Raw genomic sequence first — 17,180 nt, forward strand, 5'->3', positions numbered from 1 at the left:
TCCGCCAGAAGTTGTTGGCAAGTGTTCAGATGGCCTCAAGGTAAGCGCATACCAACTGAACCGGTCAAGGGGTGACGCCTGATCCCTGGTTGGATGGTTCCATGCGTATCCGAGCCGTGCTGTTCGACGCCGACGGCGTGATCCAGGTCCCGACCGTCGACTGGCGTGCCACTCTGCGGACCTTCCTCCGCCCGGACCAGTCCGCCGAGGAGTTCGTGCTCGACCTGATGACGTCGGAACGTCCGTCACTGACCGGCAAGGGAGACTTCCGCGAGGCGACGGCCGAGGTGCTGCGACGCTGGGAGGTCAGCACGCCGGTGGCGGAGGTCCTGGCGCTGTGGGAGCAGTTCGCCGCCGTACCGGAGGCGATCGACGTCGTCCAGGAGCTGCGAGCGGCCGGGATCCCCTGTCACCTGGCCACCAACCAGCAGGCGTACCGGCGCGAGATCATGAACGACCGCCGCAACTACGGGCAGTGGTTCGACCGGTCGTTCTACTCGTGCGACCTGGGCGTCGCGAAACCGGATCCGGCGTACTTCAAGGCGATCGTGACCGCGATCGACCTGCCGCCGTCGTCGGTGCTGTTCGTCGACGACACCGCGCCCAACATCGACGGCGCGCGGGAGGCCGGGCTGTACGCCGAGCAGTTCGACCTGTCCAGCGGCGTACCGGTGCTACGCGGGCTCCTGCACGGGTACGGGCTGCCGGTCGCGACTGACGACCCAGAGCAGCGCCAGCAGGGGTAGCGGGATCAGGAAGGCGGTCCGCAGGTCCAGCCAGCCGGCCAGCGCGGCCAGGAAGGTCGGGGCCAGCAGGATCGCCGTACCGGAGGCCAGTGCGCCGAGTGCTGCCAGCCGGGCCGGGTTGATGCCGGGAATGGCGACCAGTGTGGCGATGGTGAGCGGGTAGAGCGGTGCGACACCCAGGCCTGCCAGGGCCAAGCCGGCGGTGACAGCGGCCGGCTGGTTGAAGAGGCAGACCAGCAGGGTGCCTGCGGTCGCCAGCAGCGCGGCCGGGATCAGTGGGGACAAGCCGCGCCAGTGCAGCGGGCCGACCGCTCGTCCGGCGGCCATACCGATTGGGAAGGCGCTGCCGAGCAGCGCTGCGGTCGACATCGGTACGCCGGTCGCCGCGAGCCGTGCCACGGCCCAGACGACGAAGCAGAACTCCACGGCGACAGCCAGTACGACGCGCAGCCAGCCTTTGAGTACCTGAATCTTCGGAGCGCCCTGAGCTTCTTTTAGGCTCGGCGCCTCACCAGGGCCTGCCAGTGCAGCCAGCACGACCAGTGGTGGCACCGCGGCCAGCAGGGCGATCCGACCGGTGGTACCGAGTGCGTCGACGCCACCGATCGCCAGCGGGGCAAGGATGCCCGTGGCGCTGGAGACGGCGTTGACTCGCGTGAGGCGAGCGGCCGCGGTCGGTCCGTGCAGCAGCAGCGGCGCGACGAGGACGAGCAGTGCGCCACCCACTCCGATCAGCAGGCCACCGGCTACCGCCAGAGCGAAGCCCTGGGCGAGCGCGAGGGCCGCCGCACCCACCGCACAGATGAGGGAGCCCGCGCGGAGGACTGTCCCGATGTGGTGTGTGCGGAGCATCAGCGGGCCGGTGACCGCGACGATCAGCAGACCGACAGCGAACGCGGACGAGAGGATGGCCAGCTCGTCGGTCGACTTGTCGAGGTCCCTGGCCAGCACCGCGATCGAGGCACCGAGACCGGCCAGCAGGAAGCCCAGAGCCGAGAGGGCCAGGCCGATGCGCAGGTCGACCCGGCTCATAGCAGTGCTGCGAGCTGGTGCAGATCGGTGAGCTTCAGGTCCCCGTCGAGTCCCTTGAGCGCGGCCGTATAGGCACCGGCCGCCTTTCCGGCTTGCAGGCCGACCTCGGCGTCCTCCACCACCAGACAGGCGGTCGCCGGTACGCCGAGCAGCTCGGCGCCACGCAGGTATCCCTCGGGGTGCGGCTTGCCCTGCGCGATGTCCTCGATGGTCACCAGCACCTTCGGCTCGATCCCGGCCGCGCCCAGCCTGGCGTCGGCGAGTCGTTGGTCCGCACTGGTGACGACGGCCCAGGGCAGGCCGCGCTTCGCCAGCAGGTCGAGCAGTTCGTGCGCGCCGGGAGTCGGTACGACGTCCGACAGGTCGTCGTACTGCAGCTCGTGCTGGCGGGCGGCGGCGGCCGCCCGGACCGTCGGTTCGAGACCGGGCAGCACCAGCTCGACCACGGACTCGGCCGGACTGCCGTGCGCGACGGCGAGCACCCGCTGCGCGTCGACGCCGTACTCGGCCGACCAGGTCGTCCAGGCGCGCTCGACGGCGGCGTCGGAGTCGACCAGAGTGCCGTCCATGTCGAACAGCACCGCGTGGATGTCCCGTGGATTCACAACCGCCTCCATTAAGCTCGTTGTCCGAGGATAACCTGGAGCTGATGGTGAACAGAAGAGGACGCTGGCAGACCGCTGCCGAGGTGCTGGGCCTGCTGAGCCGCCAGCCGGGCATCACTCGGGCAGCTGTGGCGCGGGCGCTGCAGCTCAGCACCGGTTCGGCCACCGAGGTCACCGCTCGGCTGCGGGACCTTCAGCTACTCAGCGAGTCCCCGGCCCCGATCCAGGGCCGCGGCCGGCCCACCACAGTGCTTGCGGCGCATCCGCTCGGGCCGGTCGTGCTGGCGCTGGAACTCCGGCAGGGCGGTTGGCGCAGCGGTGTGGTGTCGCTGGACGGCTCACTCGAGCAGCTGCCCGGCCACCGGCACCGGGGTCATCGTCCGGCTTCCGTACTGGCTGCGCTCCGTGAGGTGGTCGTTGGAGCAGCTGCGGAGTACGGCGACCGCCTGCAGGCCGTCGCGCTCGCCGTACCGGGCACTGTGCGTGGGCTGGAGCTGCTGCAGGCGTCGACGTTGTCCTGGAACGACGTGGACCTCTCGCCGGTCGTCGAGGGCACCGGGCTGTTCCTGGTCGCGGGCAACGACGCCACGCTCGCCGGAGTGGCCGAGGCTCGGACCGGTGCGGCTGCTGGAGCCGGTACGGCGCTGCACTTGATCGTCGAGGTCGGTATCGGTGGGACGCTGCTGCTGGACGGCGTACCGGTTGGTGGGGCGAGTGGTACGGCCGGCGAGTACGGGCACACGCCGTACGGCGATCGCAGTGTGCGCTGCCCCTGCGGTGCGCGGGGCTGCTGGGACCTGGAGATCGACGGACGCGCGCTCGCCCGGCACTTGGGTGAGCCGGTGCCGGAGGATCCGTACAGCTACGCCGACGACCTGCTCCGCCGGCACCCTGCCCACGCCGAGGCTGCCATCGCGAAGGTCGCCGAAGCACTCGGCGCCGGTCTGGCCGGGCTCGTCAACGCCCACGACCCCGCCGTCATCACGCTCGGCGGGCTGGCCGTCCCCCTGCGCGCGGCGGCTCCGGCCGCTTTTGCTTCGGCGTACGAGGACAACCTGATGACGTTCCGCCGCTCCGCTCCCCCGCCGGTCCTCGAAGCCGCCCACCCCACCGACGGCGTACTGCGTGGTGCGGGCGCCCTGGGCATCGACCACCTGACGAGCGAGCCCGCACTGACCGCCTGGGAAGCCGCGCGCGGTTAGCTTTCGTTGTCCTCGGCAACTACAGCGGTCAGGTCGCCGGCCTCCTCCGTGGTCTCCTCCACGACGGGCTTCGGGGCCGGAACGATCGGCGGTTCGACCTTGGCGAGGATCTCGATGATGTCGTGCCGGTGGTGCTGGATCTCGTGCGCGGTGTGGCGGACGATCCAGCTCAGCGAGCGCGGCGCGCGAACCGGGTAGTTGTAGAGCCCGAGCCGCGCGAGCTCCGGCGGCGTCAGCACCCGCGCGGCCGCACCGAACTCGCGCGCGAACTTCATCACCGAGGCCCCGACCTCGACCGGGTTCTGGAACTCGTACTTGTCCTGCTTGACCCGGCCGGTCCGGTCCATCGGCGCGTACACCGGCCGGTCCTCGGCCAGGCACTGCGCGATCCGCAGCCGCTGCACCTCGAGCACGTCGCGGACGTGGCACGCGTACTCGATCGCGGACCACACCTCCGGCTCCGGCCGCAGCCGGACGACGTCCGGGTCCGGCCCGGCCGCCGCCTTGGTCAGCGCCATCGCCGACTCGGCCGCCTGCCGGACCAGCAACGTCACCGTGCCCTGCAGGTCACCCGTGCCGTAGTTGAACCCGCACTGCTCACACAGCCCGTCGACCGGCGGCTGCTGCTTGCTCACTGACCACTCCCTCTGAACTGCCATGCGTGATCCACCGGCCCGATCCCGCCCCCGAGGGCGAACCCGTTGGCGATCGCGCCGCTGATGTACTGCTTCGCGGCGCCTACCGCCGACGGTACGTCGTACCCGCGGGCCAGGTACGACGCGATGGTGCTGGCCAGCGTGCAGCCGGTCCCGTGGGTGTGCCGGTTGTCCGCCCGCGGCGCACTGAACTCCTGCCGGGTGCCAGGCCCGTGCAGTACGTCGACAGCGGTGTCGCCGCCGTCATGACCGCCCTTCACCAGCACCCACGACGCACCGGCGTCCAGCAGGATCTTGGCGGCCAGCTCCCGATCCTGCACCGTCCGCAGCTCCACACCGGCGACCGGGCCGAGCTCGGTGAGGTTGGGCGTCAGCACCGTCGCCAGCGGGACCACCTCGGAGCGGACTGCCTCCATGGCCTCGGCACCGAGCAGCGCGTCGCCGTGCTTCGACACCGCGACCGGGTCGACCACTACGGGCACCTCCGGCGGCAGTGTGCGCAGCAGGGCCGCGACGACTCGGACCATGTCCGCCGAAGCGAGCATGCCGGTCTTCACCGCGTCCACGCCGATGTCGTCGACCACACTGCGGAACTGGGCCTCCACCTGCTCGGCCGGCAGCTCCCAGGCGCCCTGGACCCCCAGGCTGTTCTGCGCAGTAATCGCCGTGAGCACGCTCATCCCGTGCACGCCGTTGGCCAGCATCGCCTTCAGGTCGGCCTGGATCCCGGCGCCACCCCCGGAGTCGGACCCGGCGACGGTGAGCACTCTGGGCGGGGCGGACGTCATCTCTCTTCGGCTCCTAGCTCGTTGCGTTCGTCACGGGCGCGCCGCGTCAGCGGTTCGTTCATCGCGGGCCGCCCCGTCAGCTCGTGAAGTGGGCGTGACCGGCCGGCGACGCGAACAGCTCGCCGTCCACGGTGACCGTCCCGGCCGGGCGGTTTTCATTGCCCTCAGCAACCGTTCCGATGACGGTCCAGCCGTCCGGGACGTCGGCCGGCTCGAAGGTGCCGACCAGCGCGTGGTCCTCGCCCCCGGTCAGCACGAACGTCATCGCGTCGAGCCCGGTCGCGGCGGCGACCGCCTGCAGCGGCTCGGCGACGGCCAGCGCCGGGGTCCGGACGTCGATCACCACCTGGCTCGCCTCGGCGATGTGGCGCAGGTCGGCGATCAGCCCGTCGCTCACGTCGCACATCGACGACGCCCCGGCGATCGCGGCGCGCGGGCCGTCGGCGTACGGGGGTTGTGGACGGCGATGCGCGTCGACGACCGTACGCGGCGAGCGGAAGCCGCGCGTCAGTACGGCGTACCCGGCCTCGGCCCAGCCGAGCCGGCCCGCGAACGCGAGCTCGTCTCCGGGGCGGGCGCCGGACCGTAGTACGGGCCGACGCCCGTCGAGCGAACCGAACGCAGTCACCGACACGATGATCTTGTCGGACTGCACGGTGTCGCCGCCGACGATGCTCGCGCCGACCAGCTCGGCCTCGTCGGCCAGCCCCTGGTTCAGCTCCACCGCCCACGCCGTCGGCAGATCCGCCGGCCCACCGAACCCGACCACGAGCGCCGTCGGGCGGGCGCCCATCGCGACCACGTCGGCCAGGTTCTGAGCAGCGGCCTTGCGGCCCACGTCGTACGCCGACGACCAGTCCTGCCGGAAGTGCCGGCCCTCGACGAGCAGGTCGGTGGTGATCACCACCCGCCCGTCCGGCACCGCCACCACGGCCGCGTCGTCCCCCGGCCCGACCAGGACGTCCTCACTCCTGGACAACCCCCGGGTGACGGCCGCGATCAGCCCGAACTCCCCGGTAGTGCCCAACGTCTCCGTCACGTCAGTTGACCTCCCATATCGCCGCAGCGAGTCTAGGCGGTACGGTGACCAGGCAACGACGAGTACGCCCGGCCGCTCTGCAGTACTGTGGCCGGTGCCCGCTGAGGACGACTGAGTGGAGAACGACGTGGTGGTCCAGGCCTACATCCTGATCCAGACCGAGGTCGGCAAGGCCGCCGACGTCGCAGCACAGATCGCCGAGGTCCAGGGCGTCACCCTGGCCGAGGACGTCACCGGCCCGTACGACGTGATCGTCCGCGCCGAGGCCCGCAACGTCGACGAGCTCGGCAAACTGGTCGTCGCCCGGGTGCAGAACGTCCCCGGCATCACCCGCACGCTGACCTGCCCCGTCGTCCACATCTGACCATCGACCGGTCAGTCCCGGCGCGCGCGGTCGTCCCGGCGGCGCGCGCCCGCTCGGCTCATCCCGCAGCGCGCGTCCGTCGTGGGCGCGCGCTCGCTGCTGGGTGCACGCTCCTGGCCGCCCTCACCGCCTGCGGATCCGACCCCGTGCCGGTCGCCGTACCGGAACCGGCCCCCGAGGTGGTCGACGCCTGCACCACACTCATCAAGGCGTTCCCCCCAAAGGTCCTGGACGCCGAACGCCGCGACACCGACCCGGTGAGCCCTCTGACCGCCGCCTACGGCGACCCACCCATCGAGGTCACCTGCGGCGTCTCCCCACCCGCCGGCATGGCCGAGGCGCAGTCCCAGTGCTTCGAAGTCAACGGCGTCGGCTGGTACGCCAAAGAAGCCGCCAACGGCGTCATCTTCACCACCATCGGCCGCACGCTCTACCTGGAACTGGCCATCCCCAAGAAATACACCCCCGAGGCGAACGCCCTGACCGACGTCTCCGACGCGGTCAAGGCCCACAACACCCTCATCACCCCCTGCACCTAGCAAAACGGAGCTTCCGCATCCATCCGCCCACCAACCTCCGTGCACACCCTGCGTCCAAAAGCGGAGCTACCGCTCCCAGCCGCCCACCAGCTTCCGTGCACACCCTGCGTCCAAAGCGGAGCTACCGCTCCCAGCCGCCCACCAGCTTCCCGGGTACACCCTCCGTCTGAACCGCATCCGCCTTCCAGTCGGGCCGCCCCCGGCCGGCCGTTCCCGGTTGCACGCGACCTCGTTCGCCGACACGACCGAGCACATCCGCACCTATCTGGCTGCGCTTCCGGCCCCGCCTGTGCGGGCTGCACCGGTCGACCAGCTCTGCTAGAGGTCGACGAAGCCGTCGTCTTCTTCCTGGCCCAAAGTCTCTTCAGGCCAGGGAGCCCAGCTTGCTCCAGCGGGGCGGCGCTCGGCTCCGGTTGCCAGGAAGTCGTTGACCACCGCGACGACGACGTCTAGCTCAACCAGCGAATCAGCCGGGAACAGTTCCTCGTGCCCCATGTACTGGTAGCCGACTGGGTCCGGTCCGTCTTGCGTACCGACGGCGTACCAGGCGTCTAGGCCGTTGACGTAGCGGATACCGCCGAGCTTGCGGTCCGCCAGGACACCGAAGCGCAATTCGTGGTCCGGTACGCCGATCTCGTGGCGGGGCCGCTCGGCGATGTAGAGCGCGGCTGTCGAACTCTCAGCGGGCTGTCGCACCATGGCGTCGACGAGTGCTTGGGCATCCTCGGCGGCGGTGATCACGACGGGGTTTTCGTCGTGTCCGTGGTGGTAGTACGCCCTTGCCGTGAAGCTCATGCCTCATCCCTTTCCCGTGAAGGTCCATGGTCCGCCACCTGGCCAGTGAACGGTGAGCTTTGCACCCTTGGGCAGGAAGCTCTCGATCCACGCCGGGCAGCTCGCTTCGCCCTCGCACGGGCGATTGTTGATGTAGATGCTCTCATCGCGTAGTCCTCGCTCTCGCATGAAGAGGGCAAACTTGATCTCGACGTGCGAGGTGTTGCTCATTGGCCTCAGGCCGAGCCGCCGCGCGTGCTCGTCCGCCAGTTCTTGGTAGCGGCCGCGACCGCTGGACAGTGGTTTCTCTGCTCCGTCAGGCGCCTTCCAGAACCCTCGGGTCTTGCCGGAGTCGTTCTCGCGGACCGGTAAGCGACGGATGACCTCTTGTGCCTCCGGTTCGCCGCCGTCTTCTGGTGGACGACGCACTGACGGACCTTGCACGGGGTCCGCATCCTTTGAGGGACGCGACTGGCCAGCCGGCCCACGCCCCGGCAGCGTCGGGCGTTCCGGGCGCCCGACTTCTCCGTCTTTCCCTTCCGTCGACCCACCGCTCGCGTTGCCCACCATCTGCGCTGCCCAGTCCCTAGCGCGCCGCCATGCGACGTCGCAGAGGTGGGCCGCGTGCTCGCAGTCCTTCGCAGCGGTGTCGAGCTGCAGTGCCGCTGCCTGTAGTACCGGGCTTCTGCTCGACAGGCCACCGACGTACCCGGCCACCTCACGACTCCGGCGGGCTCGCTCGCGCAGGGCTGCGACCACCCGGGGCATCATGTCCAGGCATGCCACCAGGTCTCCGGCGACTCGCTGCAACTCCGACGGCATCGGCAGCTAGATCTGCTGGGCGTACTGCCCGCACTTGTGGGACGCGATCTGCAGGGAGTCGACTGCTGAGGCGAGCGACTTCGATGCAGCGTCCAGCACCTCGGCGATATCGCGATCGGCGCCGGTTGCCGAGCCTTGAATCAGCGCGAGTACCTGCTGGCTGGCCTGGCTGAACTTGTTCTGGAAGCCACCGAGGCTGGCAGCCCCCTGGTTGGCGTCTTGGGCGACTGCGTGCAGCTGCCCGCGCAGTTGTTCTACTACCGACATTCCCCGCTCCTCACTGCTGAAGCTTTGGTTGGGTGAGTGCCCGGCCTACAGGCGAAGCCGGGGTCACTCGTTCACCTGGACGGTGACGTACGCAGACGCGCATGAGTCAGCGCGTACGCCCCGCCGGTCCTCGGGGGGTGGGTGCGGCCCTACTCGTCAAGCCACTTCGCTCCTACGACATCGCGGTGGTAGCCCTTGTGAGAGCCGATGACGCAGGCGCGGCCGGTTGCCGGATTCGCGCCTTCGCACGGTTGAGTGCCGTCCGCGGGCCGCAGTACCGGCCATGTTTGCGCGTCGCCTTCGGCTGACGGCTGCTCGTCCGCGTCGCCCGACCAAGCGCTCTCGTGCTCGCCACCCCAGTTGGTCATGCATCGAGATTCCCGCGAGTAGGCGGACGACGACACTGCGTCAAGGGACGCGCATGGGACGTCTTATACTGAGAAGACGTCCCATAGGAGTGAGTATGCGTAACGAGCGACTACGCGCCACGATGACGTCCCGAGGCATGACGTCCCAGGCTCTGGCCGAGAAGGCGGGCGTCGACGCCAAGACCGTCGAGCGCTGGATCAGTACCGGACGGGTGCCGTACGTGCGGGCTGCCGTCGCTGCTGCCGGCGTGTTGGAGGAAGACCCCGTGTATCTCTGGCCGACGCTTCATCGTGGGCGCTCCGCGCGTGCTCTCTCGTCAGAGGTTGTCGCTGTTCACGAGCAGCGCTCTCAGATCTCTCCCGCCCAGTGGAAGAGCTTCTTCGAATCAGGCAACAATCACATCGACATCCTGGTCTACGCAGCCGTCTTCCTTCATGAGCAGGTCATGGGCTTCAACGATCTCCTCATCAGCAAGGCCAAGGCTGGTTGCCAGATTCGGATTGCGCTGGGCGACGCGCACTCAGCGAACGTCCGAGCACGCGGCCTCGAAGAGAGGTTCGGTCACGGCATCGAGACGCGATGCGAGCTCGCCCTCATTCACTACCGGCCCGTCATCGGGACGAAGAACATCGAGGTCCGCACCCATGGCACGACCCTTTACAACTCCATCTACCGGGCCGACGACGAGATGTTCGTGAACGCCCACATCTTCGGCGTCAACGCGTTCTCCGCGCCGCTCTGGCACTACCGGAAGGCGGCGACCGGCACTCTGATCGCCAGCTACCAAGAGTCGTTCGACACCGTGTGGGGAACCGCGAAGGCGGTGGGTACCGAATGAGGAAAGACTTCTACAACGACCCGGACGCCCCGACACCGAACTCCCTCGTCGTGGCCGCATCCGCGGTCATCGAAGAGTCAGGCAAAGTCCTCATGGTCCGCCGCTCGGACTCGGGGAACTGGGCGCTCCCCGGCGGACAGATGGAGCTAGGCGAATCGCTGGCGGTCTGCGCTAGCCGGGAGGTCCTGGAGGAAACCGGACTCACCGTAGAAGTCACCGGCATTGTCGGCATTTACAGCGACCCCAACCACGTCATCCAGTACTCCGATGGCGAGGTTCGGCAGCAGTTCAACGTCTGCCTCATCGCACGTCGAACCACCGGCCAGGCAATGGTGGGCGACTCCGAATCCACCTCGGTCGAGTACTTCTCCCCCACCGAGATCGAGAGCCTCTCACTGCATCCAACTCAGGAGCTCCGCCTGCGCGACTACTTTTCGGGGAACCTGAGTCTGCTCTGACGTGCTTGACACCAGCTCAGCCACCTCTTCCCCGGTCGGGCGACACAGCCACCACCGATACCCTCGGGCCGGCCCCAAGTAGCCAGCATTGACTTATATAAGCCGGGGCCAATACAGTTTCCCGTCGTGCGGGCTGAGGGGCGGTCCGTCAGCGAAGGGACCGTGACATGAAGGACGTGCTGGACGAGCTGGCGGCTGCGCAGCGGGCGATGGGCAAGGGCAGCCTGCCCGCCGGTGAGGCGTACACCATCGAGGTGCGGCGGCGGTACGACGCGCAGATCGACGATCTCTGGGATGCGCTGACCAGCCCGGAGCGGCTGCGGCGCTGGTTGAGGCCGGTCAGCGGGGATCTGCGGCTCGGTGGGAAGTTCGAGCTGGACGGTGGCGAGCACGGCGAGATCCTCCAGTGCGAGGCGCCGCGGCTGCTGAAGGTGTCCTGGCTCTACGGGCCGGACGCCGACGCTTGGCCCGGTACGAGCGAGGTGGAAGTACGCCTGGCCCCGGGTCCGACCGGCGACACCGAGTTCGAGCTGATCCACGCGGCGGTCCTCGAGGAGCCGCTCTTCCCGACGTACGGGCCCGGTGCCGGCGGCGTTGGCTGGGACCTGGCTCTCCTCGCTCTGGCCCGGCTGCTGGCCGATGGCGAGACCACCGATCACATCGAGAAGTCACCTGAAGGGCGCGAGTTCGTCCGGCGCAGCGCCGCGGCCTGGGGACAGGCCCACCTGGCCGCCGGCGGCGACCCGGAGCACGTCGCGTCCGCGGTTGAGGCCACCACCAAGTTCTACGCCCCTGAGCCACAGAGCTAGAGGGAACATGAAGTACACCAACTCGATCGAGATCGCCCTCCCGCAGGAACGGGTGGCCCAGCTGCTCGCCGACCCGGCCGAGATGCCGAAGTGGCTGCGAGGATTGGTGCTGCACGAGCCGCAGAGCGGGATCCACGGGCGCCTCGGCACCAAGTCGCGCGTCGTGATGCAGTCCGGCAAGCGCACGATCGAGCTGACCGAAACGATCACCCGGCGAGACCCGGACGACCTGCACGAGATCCCCCAGGGAACCACCGTCCACTTCGACCGCGAGATCGTCGGCGCCGGCATGTCAAGCGTCGTCCGTGACCGACTGACCGAAACCGCCCCGGAGACAACCCTCTGGGAGAGCGACAGCGAGTACCAGTTCAGCAGCCTGCTGATGCGACTGATGGGCTTGGTCATGCCCAGCGTCTTCCACAAACAGTCACAACAACACCTGCAAGACTTCAAGAACTACGCCGAACAGGGCCAGGACGTCCGCGAACAGAAGAACTGAAAGGCAGGGGACCCCGGAGGTCGCCGCCTACTGACCGTCCTTGGCTACCCCGAGCGGAGATCGTCAGTCACCGTCGCGAGGTGTCGCAAGTGCTCGATCTTGTCCTCAAAGCCTCGCAGCGTGTTGGCGATGGCGGCGTCAACCGTCACGGGGTCTCCCATCCATCGCGCCGCGGCGGCCTCCCCAAGTGACACCCGGATCAGCTCGCCGAGAACCTGGACCTGATTTCTGGTCACGCTCAGGTAGAGATCGGGTCCGGCCCAGCCCAGTTCGCCGCCCGCCTCGACGTAGGCGGTGAGGATTCTCCTCACCCGCACGGGCTCACCGTCCCCGAAGATGTACGCGCCCCGTCCTGCCTCGAGGGCTGCGCTGTCGGTCCGGACGCTGTCCCAGTCCACAAGGACAGGCCCCGAAGCGGACATCACGATGTTGTGGGTCTTGAAATCGCCATGGGTCGTGACGAGGTCCGGTACGACGTCGCACCGCTGCGCGATCCGTTCGGTGGCCGCAAGAATGCGCGGGAGGTTGTCGCCGTACAAGCTCGTCCACGAGGCGTCACGATGGCGGGCCCTGGCAAACCAGCCCTCCCAGGTCGCCGGCGGCTGGACCGCTTGGTGCCACCACTGAGGCAAGCCGCCCCGGCCGATTGGCTGCAGTTGATGGACCTGCGCCATCGTCCGGCCGAGCCACGCCGAGATGTCTCGATCGGGCTCGAACGGTCGGTGTTCTGTCCACCGGTGAACGCGAAAGAGCCGCTCTGCGATGCGGGTCACCCACCCCAGCACAGGATCGGCCCGCGTCATCGGCTCTGGCATGTCCACACCTGCCGCAAGCGCCTGGCGCTCGAAATGCATCGCGACCGCCAACTGATCGGTCAGGTGCTCGCCGTGGAACTGACCGCCCGTCGTCGGAAAGTACCCCTTGACGAAGTAGCGTCCTGTTGTTGTGTCGAGCCGCCAGGCGTCGGTATCCCCGCGCCTGACATGGATGAGTTCGCCGGTAGGGACCCCCAGATCGAACGCCGCCGCGATCTCGTGCGGAGTCGGCGTGTGCAACTGTTCCTCCAGCCCGGCGCAGGCGATGAGCAGGTCGTCCCTGTTCAACGGCCGCCACGAGGAAGCAGTTCCAGCCTCGAGCACTCCGCTCGTGCCGGGCCCTACGATCGTGCCATGACTTCGAGCGGCCGCGCGGATCGGTGGGTGCGGGCGCACCCGGTCGTGCCGGACAGTCTGCTTGCGCTTGCGGTCGGGGCGGTGGTCGGGCCGCCGTCGGTGGAGATCCTCCGGGCCGCCACGTCGCCTGGTTGGGCGTTGTGGACGGCCGGGCTCTGCGGGGTCGTGCTGCTGGGTACGGTCGCATTGCGGCGGATCGCCACCGAAGCGGCGTTCGTCGTGGCCGGTCTGGCGATGGCGGTGACGGTGGCCCTGCCGAACACGACGATTCGGCCGGCGGGGCTGGGGCTGGCTGGAGCGGGTGACGAGATGGAGATCCCGCTGTTCTTTCTCCCGACGTCCGCGGTCTACCTGATCCTCCTGTACGCCGTCGCCGCGCAGTGTGCTCCGTTCAAGAGCCTGATCGCCCTCGGGATCAGCGTGACCGGAGCAGTGCTGTGCACCGCACGGACCGCCACGGCGTACGGCGCACTTCCCGCGGGCTGGCTCACGCTGCTGCTGGCGCTGCTCGCCCTGCTGGCCGCCGTGGCCGGCACCTGGTCGATGGGCCGTTCCCACTTCGAGCGGCGGCAGCGGCTGGTCGAGGAGGCTACTGACGCCGCCGAGCGGGCCGTGACCGGTGAACGTCAGCGCATCGCCCGCGACATGCACGACATCGTGGCCCACTCGCTGGCGGTCATCGCGCGCCAGGCCGAAGGCGGCGCGGCGATCGCCGCCAAGTCGCCGGAACGCGCGGCCCAGGCGCTGTCCGTCATCGCCGGCACCGCACGGGAAGCGCTCACCGACATGCGGGGCACTCTGCACGTCCTGCGGGAAGCGACTCCGCAGGAGGCCGTGCAGCCCTCCCTTGCCGCGATACCGGCCTTGGTGGAGCGGCTCCGCGCGACAGGTGTCGACGTCCGCCTGGTCGAGCAGGGCACGCCTGAAGCCATGACGCCGAGCGCGGCGACAGCGGCGTACCGCCTGGTCCAGGAGGCACTGACCAACAGCGTCAAGCACGCGGGCTCGGACCCCGCGATCGCCGTCACGGTCGCGCATTCACCCCAGGCATCGGTCATCACCGTCGAGGACGACGGCGGGAACTCCGGCGACCGACCGACGGTGCCAGGAGCCGGCGCTGGTCTGCGGGGCGCCCAGGAGCGCGTGCACGCCGCGGGCGGTACGTTCGAGGCCGGTCCGGCCGACGGCGGCTTCAGGGTGCGTGCGGAGTTCCGCGTCCGCGACAGGAAGGGATGAGATGACGATCAGAGTCGCGCTGGTCGACGACCAGGAGCTGGTCCGGGTCGGCCTGGCCATGGTGGTCGACGCCACCGACGACATCCAGATCGTCCTGCAGGCCGCCGACGGAGTGGAGGCGGTCGCGCGGCTCGCCGAGACGCAGGTGGACGTCGTCCTGATGGACGTCCAGATGCCGAACCTGAACGGCGTCGACGCGACCCGGCTGGTGACCGCCCGCGCGAACGCGCCCAAGGTGATCGTGCTGACGACGTTCGACCTCGACGAGTACGCCGTCGCCGGGCTGCGCGCCGGTGCGAGTGGGTTCCTGCTCAAGGACGCGTCGGCCGCCGAGGTGCTGCACGCGATCCGTGCCGTCCACGCCGGCGACGCCGTAATCGCTTCGTCCACGACCCGCCGTCTGCTGGACCAGCTCGCGACCGCGGGGGCCGGGCGGGTGACTTCCCCGCTGCTGCAGAGGCTGACCGCGCGCGAGCGCGACGTCCTGCTGGAGATCGCTCAGGGCCACTCCAACGCCGAGACCGCGCAGCGGCTCTTCCTGTCCGAGGCGACCGTGAAGACCCACGTCGCCCATCTGCTGGCCAAGCTCGAGATCCGTGACCGGGTCCAGGCGGTGATCTTCGCCTACGACAACGGGCTCGTCCGTCCGGGCTAGCTCGATCTCATCATTTCGGGTGAGCGGGTCACGCCCCACGGCGGACGCTTTCCACCGGTACGACGCGCAGCCTGGTGCCATGCCACTCATCGACACGAAACCCGAACCGGCCACGTCCCGCCGCCGCTGGTGGCGCGACCTCACCGCCTGCGGCGGCGTGCTCGCGATCAGCGCCGGCGTCTTCCACACCGCAGCCGCCGTGGTGATGCGCCGCGACGTCTGGGCGCAGATCATCGACGAAGGGTTCTTCAAGACCGTCACGCTCGATCCGTCGCCCGACCGGATGGCCGTGGCGGAGGCCTTCTGGTTCAGCCCAGGCAGCTTCGGCGTACCGATCCTCCTGCTCGGCTCGCTGGTGACCTGGCTGACCCGGCGCGGCCAACGCGTTCCCGGCTGGCTGGGTGGGGGCATGGTCCTGTGGGCCGTGCTGATCGGGCTGCTGGGCGGCTTCGACTTCGGAACGATCGTCCTGCTGAGCATCGGCGTACTGCTCGCGGCGGGCGGCTGGACCGGCCGTCGCCGACCCTGATCCCTCGGCTGAAACTTCTCGCGGCGGCGTGTCCGGTTCTGCGTGGGAGCGTCGACCTACGGGGTGAGAGGCGCCACAGTGGTGTCACTCGCCGACCGAGGAGACGAACATGAAGTACATGATCCTGAGCTACGCGTCGCAGCAGGACTACGACGGGATGGCGGGCAAGGACACCGGGAAGGCGGCCTGGACCGAGGCGGACTTCGCGGCGATGGGGGCGTTCATGGAGAAGTTCAACGCCGACCTGGCCGAGTCCGGCGAACTGGTCGAGACCCGCGGGCTGGCGGCGCCGGTGCTGACCCGGCGGATCGGGTCGAAGGACGGCGAGTCGGTCGTCACCGACGGCCCGTACGCCGAGACGCAGGAGGTCCTCGCCGGGTACTGGATCGTCGAGTGCGACTCGTTCGACCGCGCGGTCGAGATCGCGTCGCGGCTGGGTGACACGCCGGCGCCGGAGTCCGTCCGCACCACCGCGTACGCCGACATCCGCCCGGTCGTCGAGGGACGCGACGACCTGATCGGCTGATGGACCACCCCACCGCCGAGCCCATCGAGGACCTGCTGCGCGAGCTGGCGCCGCGGGTCCTCGGTGCACTCGTACGCCGGTACGGGCACTTCGACACCGCCGAGGACGCCGTACAGGAAGCCCTGCTCGCGGCAGCGAAGCAGTGGCCGCAGGAAGGGCAGCCCGACAACCCGCGGGCCTGGCTGATCACCGTCGCGGCGCGGCGGCTCACCGATCTCCTCCGCGCGGAGCAGGCTCGGCAACGCCGGGAGCAACTGTGGACGCCGGTACCCCAGGAGCCGGTCACCGATTCCGACGACACGCTCATCCTGCTGTTCCTCTGCTGCCACCCGTCGCTGTCGCCGTCGTCGCAGATCGCGCTGACCCTGCGCGCGGTCGGCGGTCTCACCACCACCGAGATCGCCCGCGCGTTCCTGACCACCGAGGCGACGATGACGCGCCGGATCACCCGCGCGAAGCAGACGGTCAAGGCCAGCGGCGCGCGGTTCTCGCTGCCGCCCGACCACGCCGACCGCCTCAACGCCGTACTGAAGGTCGTCTACCTCGTCTTCACCGAGGGGTACGCCAGTACGACGGGCCCGCAGCTCCACCGCGTCGAACTCACCGCCGAGGCGATCCGCCTCGCCCGCATGCTGCACGGCCTGCTCCCCGACGACCCCGAGGTGATCGGCCTGCTCGCGCTGATGCTCCTCACCGACGCCCGCCGCCCGGCGCGCACCGGTCCGTCCGGCGAACTGATCCCGATGGACGAGCAGGACCGCTCCCTTTGGATCCGTCCAGCGATCGACGAAGGCATCGCCCTGATCACCGCCGCACTCCCCCGCGGCCCGCTCGGCCCGTACCAGCTCCAGGCCGCCATCGCCGCCGTCCACGACGAGGCGCCCACCGCCGCCGAGACGGACTGGCCGCAGATCGCCGCCCTGTACGGCGTACTGCTGCAGCTCACCGACAACCCGATGACCGCGCTGAACCACGTCGTCGCCGTCGCGATGGCCCAGTCCCCGGCCGCCGGTCTCGACCTGCTCGCCACCATCGACACCGATCCCCGGCTGACCAGCGACCACCGCCTGTACGCCGTCCGCGGGCACCTGCTGGAGATGTCCGGCAACCCCACCGACGCCCGGGCGGCGTACCAACGCGCCGCCGAACTGGCCACGAGCCTCCCCCAGCAGCGCTACCTCAACAAGAAGCTCGCCGGCCTCTGACCACTCCCCAATAACTGTTTGACAGTCGAGCACCCCGAGAGGCATCGTTC

22 protein-coding genes are annotated in these 17,180 nt (G+C 69.3%); 13 read left to right on the forward strand and 9 right to left on the reverse strand.

Translation table 11 applies throughout. The features are described 5' to 3' along the window. Positions 1-101: 101 nt before the first annotated feature. Complete coding sequence (locus HDA39_RS16225) at positions 102-746, forward strand: HAD family hydrolase (RefSeq protein ID WP_184796045.1); 645 nt, start codon at positions 102-104, stop codon at positions 744-746. Here HDA39_RS16225 and HDA39_RS16230 read toward each other — a convergent pair. Both HDA39_RS16230 and HDA39_RS16235 read right to left on the reverse strand, forming a co-directional pair. Beyond that, on the reverse strand, positions 675-1,778 hold the full coding sequence (locus tag HDA39_RS16230; protein ID WP_184796046.1) for an MFS transporter: 1,104 nt from the start codon (positions 1,776-1,778) through the stop codon (positions 675-677). The two genes, HDA39_RS16225 and HDA39_RS16230, sit on opposite strands and share 72 nt — an antisense overlap. Beyond that, complete coding sequence (locus tag HDA39_RS16235; RefSeq protein ID WP_337925764.1) at positions 1,775-2,383, reverse strand: HAD-IA family hydrolase; 609 nt, start codon at positions 2,381-2,383, stop codon at positions 1,775-1,777. The genes HDA39_RS16230 and HDA39_RS16235 overlap by 4 nt, the downstream gene beginning before the upstream one ends. Before the next feature lie 20 nt (positions 2,384-2,403). Here HDA39_RS16235 and HDA39_RS16240 point away from each other — a divergent pair, with 20 nt between their 5' ends. Next, entirely contained in the window at positions 2,404-3,585 is a 1,182-nt protein-coding gene (locus tag HDA39_RS16240) for an ROK family transcriptional regulator (RefSeq protein ID WP_238356072.1), read from the forward strand. On the opposite strand, the gene HDA39_RS16245 is transcribed toward HDA39_RS16240, so the two are convergent. The 3 genes from HDA39_RS16245 to HDA39_RS16255 all read right to left on the reverse strand — a co-directional run bounded on the left by HDA39_RS16245 (position 3,582) and on the right by HDA39_RS16255 (position 6,068). Beyond that, the gene (locus HDA39_RS16245) at positions 3,582-4,220 is read right to left on the reverse strand and encodes a DinB family protein (RefSeq protein ID WP_184796048.1); all 639 of its coding nucleotides are present in this window, start codon (positions 4,218-4,220) and stop codon (positions 3,582-3,584) included. The genes HDA39_RS16240 and HDA39_RS16245 overlap by 4 nt on opposite strands. Further along, positions 4,217-5,029, reverse strand: coding sequence for a bifunctional hydroxymethylpyrimidine kinase/phosphomethylpyrimidine kinase (thiD, locus tag HDA39_RS16250; RefSeq protein WP_184796049.1), 813 nt, complete (start codon positions 5,027-5,029; stop codon positions 4,217-4,219). The genes HDA39_RS16245 and thiD overlap by 4 nt, the downstream gene beginning before the upstream one ends. A 76-nt stretch (positions 5,030-5,105) precedes the next feature. Further along, positions 5,106-6,068, reverse strand: a complete 963-nt coding sequence (locus tag HDA39_RS16255) for a thiamine-phosphate kinase (RefSeq protein WP_184796050.1) — start codon at positions 6,066-6,068, stop codon at positions 5,106-5,108. A 127-nt stretch (positions 6,069-6,195) separates the two neighbouring features. Here HDA39_RS16255 and HDA39_RS16260 point away from each other — a divergent pair, with 127 nt between their 5' ends. Both HDA39_RS16260 and HDA39_RS16265 read left to right on the forward strand, forming a co-directional pair. Further along, positions 6,196-6,432: an Lrp/AsnC family transcriptional regulator gene (locus HDA39_RS16260; protein ID WP_184806149.1), complete on the forward strand. Its 237-nt coding sequence runs from the start codon at positions 6,196-6,198 to the stop codon at positions 6,430-6,432. A 2-nt stretch (positions 6,433-6,434) separates the two neighbouring features. Then, the gene (locus HDA39_RS16265; protein ID WP_184806152.1) at positions 6,435-6,971 is read left to right on the forward strand and encodes a DUF3515 family protein; all 537 of its coding nucleotides are present in this window, start codon (positions 6,435-6,437) and stop codon (positions 6,969-6,971) included. A 318-nt stretch (positions 6,972-7,289) separates the two neighbouring features. Here the strand turns inward: HDA39_RS16265 and HDA39_RS16270 are convergent, their stop codons facing one another. The 3 genes from HDA39_RS16270 to HDA39_RS16280 all read right to left on the reverse strand — a co-directional run bounded on the left by HDA39_RS16270 (position 7,290) and on the right by HDA39_RS16280 (position 8,834). Then, a complete protein-coding gene (locus HDA39_RS16270) occupies positions 7,290-7,766 on the reverse strand; it encodes an Imm1 family immunity protein (RefSeq protein WP_184796051.1) in 477 nt (158 codons plus the stop codon). Positions 7,767-7,769: 3 nt separating this feature from the next. Further along, positions 7,770-8,174, reverse strand: coding sequence for a DddA-like double-stranded DNA deaminase toxin (locus HDA39_RS16275; RefSeq protein ID WP_337925765.1), 405 nt, complete (start codon positions 8,172-8,174; stop codon positions 7,770-7,772). Between the two features lie 399 nt (positions 8,175-8,573). Continuing rightward, positions 8,574-8,834, reverse strand: coding sequence for a hypothetical protein (locus tag HDA39_RS16280; RefSeq protein ID WP_184796052.1), 261 nt, complete (start codon positions 8,832-8,834; stop codon positions 8,574-8,576). Between the two features lie 463 nt (positions 8,835-9,297). On the opposite strand from HDA39_RS16280, the gene HDA39_RS16285 reads away from it, so the two are divergent. From HDA39_RS16285 to HDA39_RS16300, 4 genes are all read left to right on the forward strand, one after another. Continuing rightward, positions 9,298-10,041, forward strand: coding sequence for a helix-turn-helix domain-containing protein (locus tag HDA39_RS16285; RefSeq protein WP_184796053.1), 744 nt, complete (start codon positions 9,298-9,300; stop codon positions 10,039-10,041). Continuing rightward, positions 10,038-10,499, forward strand: a complete 462-nt coding sequence (locus HDA39_RS16290; RefSeq protein WP_184796054.1) for an NUDIX domain-containing protein — start codon at positions 10,038-10,040, stop codon at positions 10,497-10,499. The genes HDA39_RS16285 and HDA39_RS16290 overlap by 4 nt, the downstream gene beginning before the upstream one ends. 167 nt (positions 10,500-10,666) lie before the next feature. Further along, positions 10,667-11,308, forward strand: a complete 642-nt coding sequence (locus HDA39_RS16295) for an SRPBCC domain-containing protein (RefSeq protein WP_202893014.1) — start codon at positions 10,667-10,669, stop codon at positions 11,306-11,308. Between the two features lie 7 nt (positions 11,309-11,315). Continuing rightward, entirely contained in the window at positions 11,316-11,807 is a 492-nt protein-coding gene (locus HDA39_RS16300; protein ID WP_184796055.1) for an SRPBCC family protein, read from the forward strand. Between the two features lie 44 nt (positions 11,808-11,851). On the opposite strand, the gene HDA39_RS16305 is transcribed toward HDA39_RS16300, so the two are convergent. Further along, on the reverse strand, positions 11,852-12,910 hold the full coding sequence (locus HDA39_RS16305) for an aminoglycoside phosphotransferase family protein (RefSeq protein ID WP_184796056.1): 1,059 nt from the start codon (positions 12,908-12,910) through the stop codon (positions 11,852-11,854). A gap of 66 nt (positions 12,911-12,976) precedes the next feature. On the opposite strand from HDA39_RS16305, the gene HDA39_RS16310 reads away from it, so the two are divergent. The 5 genes from HDA39_RS16310 to HDA39_RS16330 all read left to right on the forward strand — a co-directional run bounded on the left by HDA39_RS16310 (position 12,977) and on the right by HDA39_RS16330 (position 17,130). Beyond that, positions 12,977-14,215 (forward strand): sensor histidine kinase, encoded by a 1,239-nt coding sequence (locus HDA39_RS16310; protein ID WP_184796057.1) that lies wholly within the window; start codon positions 12,977-12,979, stop codon positions 14,213-14,215. Between the two features lies 1 nt (position 14,216). Then, positions 14,217-14,870, forward strand: coding sequence for a response regulator (locus tag HDA39_RS16315; RefSeq protein ID WP_184796058.1), 654 nt, complete (start codon positions 14,217-14,219; stop codon positions 14,868-14,870). A gap of 79 nt (positions 14,871-14,949) precedes the next feature. Continuing rightward, positions 14,950-15,399, forward strand: a complete 450-nt coding sequence (locus tag HDA39_RS16320) for a DUF6463 family protein (protein ID WP_184796059.1) — start codon at positions 14,950-14,952, stop codon at positions 15,397-15,399. Positions 15,400-15,508: 109 nt separating this feature from the next. Further along, positions 15,509-15,925 carry a YciI family protein gene (locus tag HDA39_RS16325; RefSeq protein ID WP_184796060.1) on the forward strand — a complete coding sequence of 139 codons (417 nt, stop codon included), beginning with the start codon at positions 15,509-15,511 and terminating at the stop codon, positions 15,923-15,925. Beyond that, a complete protein-coding gene (locus tag HDA39_RS16330; RefSeq protein ID WP_184796061.1) occupies positions 15,925-17,130 on the forward strand; it encodes an RNA polymerase sigma factor in 1,206 nt (401 codons plus the stop codon). The genes HDA39_RS16325 and HDA39_RS16330 overlap by 1 nt, the downstream gene beginning before the upstream one ends. Positions 17,131-17,180 lie beyond the last annotated feature (50 nt).

This window comes from Kribbella italica (assembly GCF_014205135.1).
GTDB lineage: Bacteria > Actinomycetota > Actinomycetes > Propionibacteriales > Kribbellaceae > Kribbella > Kribbella italica.

Coding starts and splice junctions, on each gene's coding strand:
- HDA39_RS16225 (WP_184796045.1), top strand. CDS start 102: ATGCGTATCCGAGCCGTGCTGTTCGACGCCGACGGCGTGATCCAGGTC.
- HDA39_RS16230 (WP_184796046.1), bottom strand. CDS start 1,778: ATGAGCCGGGTCGACCTGCGCATCGGCCTGGCCCTCTCGGCTCTGGGC.
- thiD (WP_184796049.1), bottom strand. CDS start 5,029: ATGACGTCCGCCCCGCCCAGAGTGCTCACCGTCGCCGGGTCCGACTCC.
- HDA39_RS16270 (WP_184796051.1), bottom strand. CDS start 7,766: ATGAGCTTCACGGCAAGGGCGTACTACCACCACGGACACGACGAAAAC.
- HDA39_RS16280 (WP_184796052.1), bottom strand. CDS start 8,834: ATGTCGGTAGTAGAACAACTGCGCGGGCAGCTGCACGCAGTCGCCCAA.
- HDA39_RS16285 (WP_184796053.1), top strand. CDS start 9,298: ATGCGTAACGAGCGACTACGCGCCACGATGACGTCCCGAGGCATGACG.
- HDA39_RS16290 (WP_184796054.1), top strand. CDS start 10,038: ATGAGGAAAGACTTCTACAACGACCCGGACGCCCCGACACCGAACTCC.
- HDA39_RS16295 (WP_202893014.1), top strand. CDS start 10,667: ATGAAGGACGTGCTGGACGAGCTGGCGGCTGCGCAGCGGGCGATGGGC.
- HDA39_RS16300 (WP_184796055.1), top strand. CDS start 11,316: ATGAAGTACACCAACTCGATCGAGATCGCCCTCCCGCAGGAACGGGTG.
- HDA39_RS16310 (WP_184796057.1), top strand. CDS start 12,977: ATGACTTCGAGCGGCCGCGCGGATCGGTGGGTGCGGGCGCACCCGGTC.
- HDA39_RS16315 (WP_184796058.1), top strand. CDS start 14,217: ATGACGATCAGAGTCGCGCTGGTCGACGACCAGGAGCTGGTCCGGGTC.
- HDA39_RS16320 (WP_184796059.1), top strand. CDS start 14,950: ATGCCACTCATCGACACGAAACCCGAACCGGCCACGTCCCGCCGCCGC.
- HDA39_RS16325 (WP_184796060.1), top strand. CDS start 15,509: ATGAAGTACATGATCCTGAGCTACGCGTCGCAGCAGGACTACGACGGG.
- HDA39_RS16330 (WP_184796061.1), top strand. CDS start 15,925: ATGGACCACCCCACCGCCGAGCCCATCGAGGACCTGCTGCGCGAGCTG.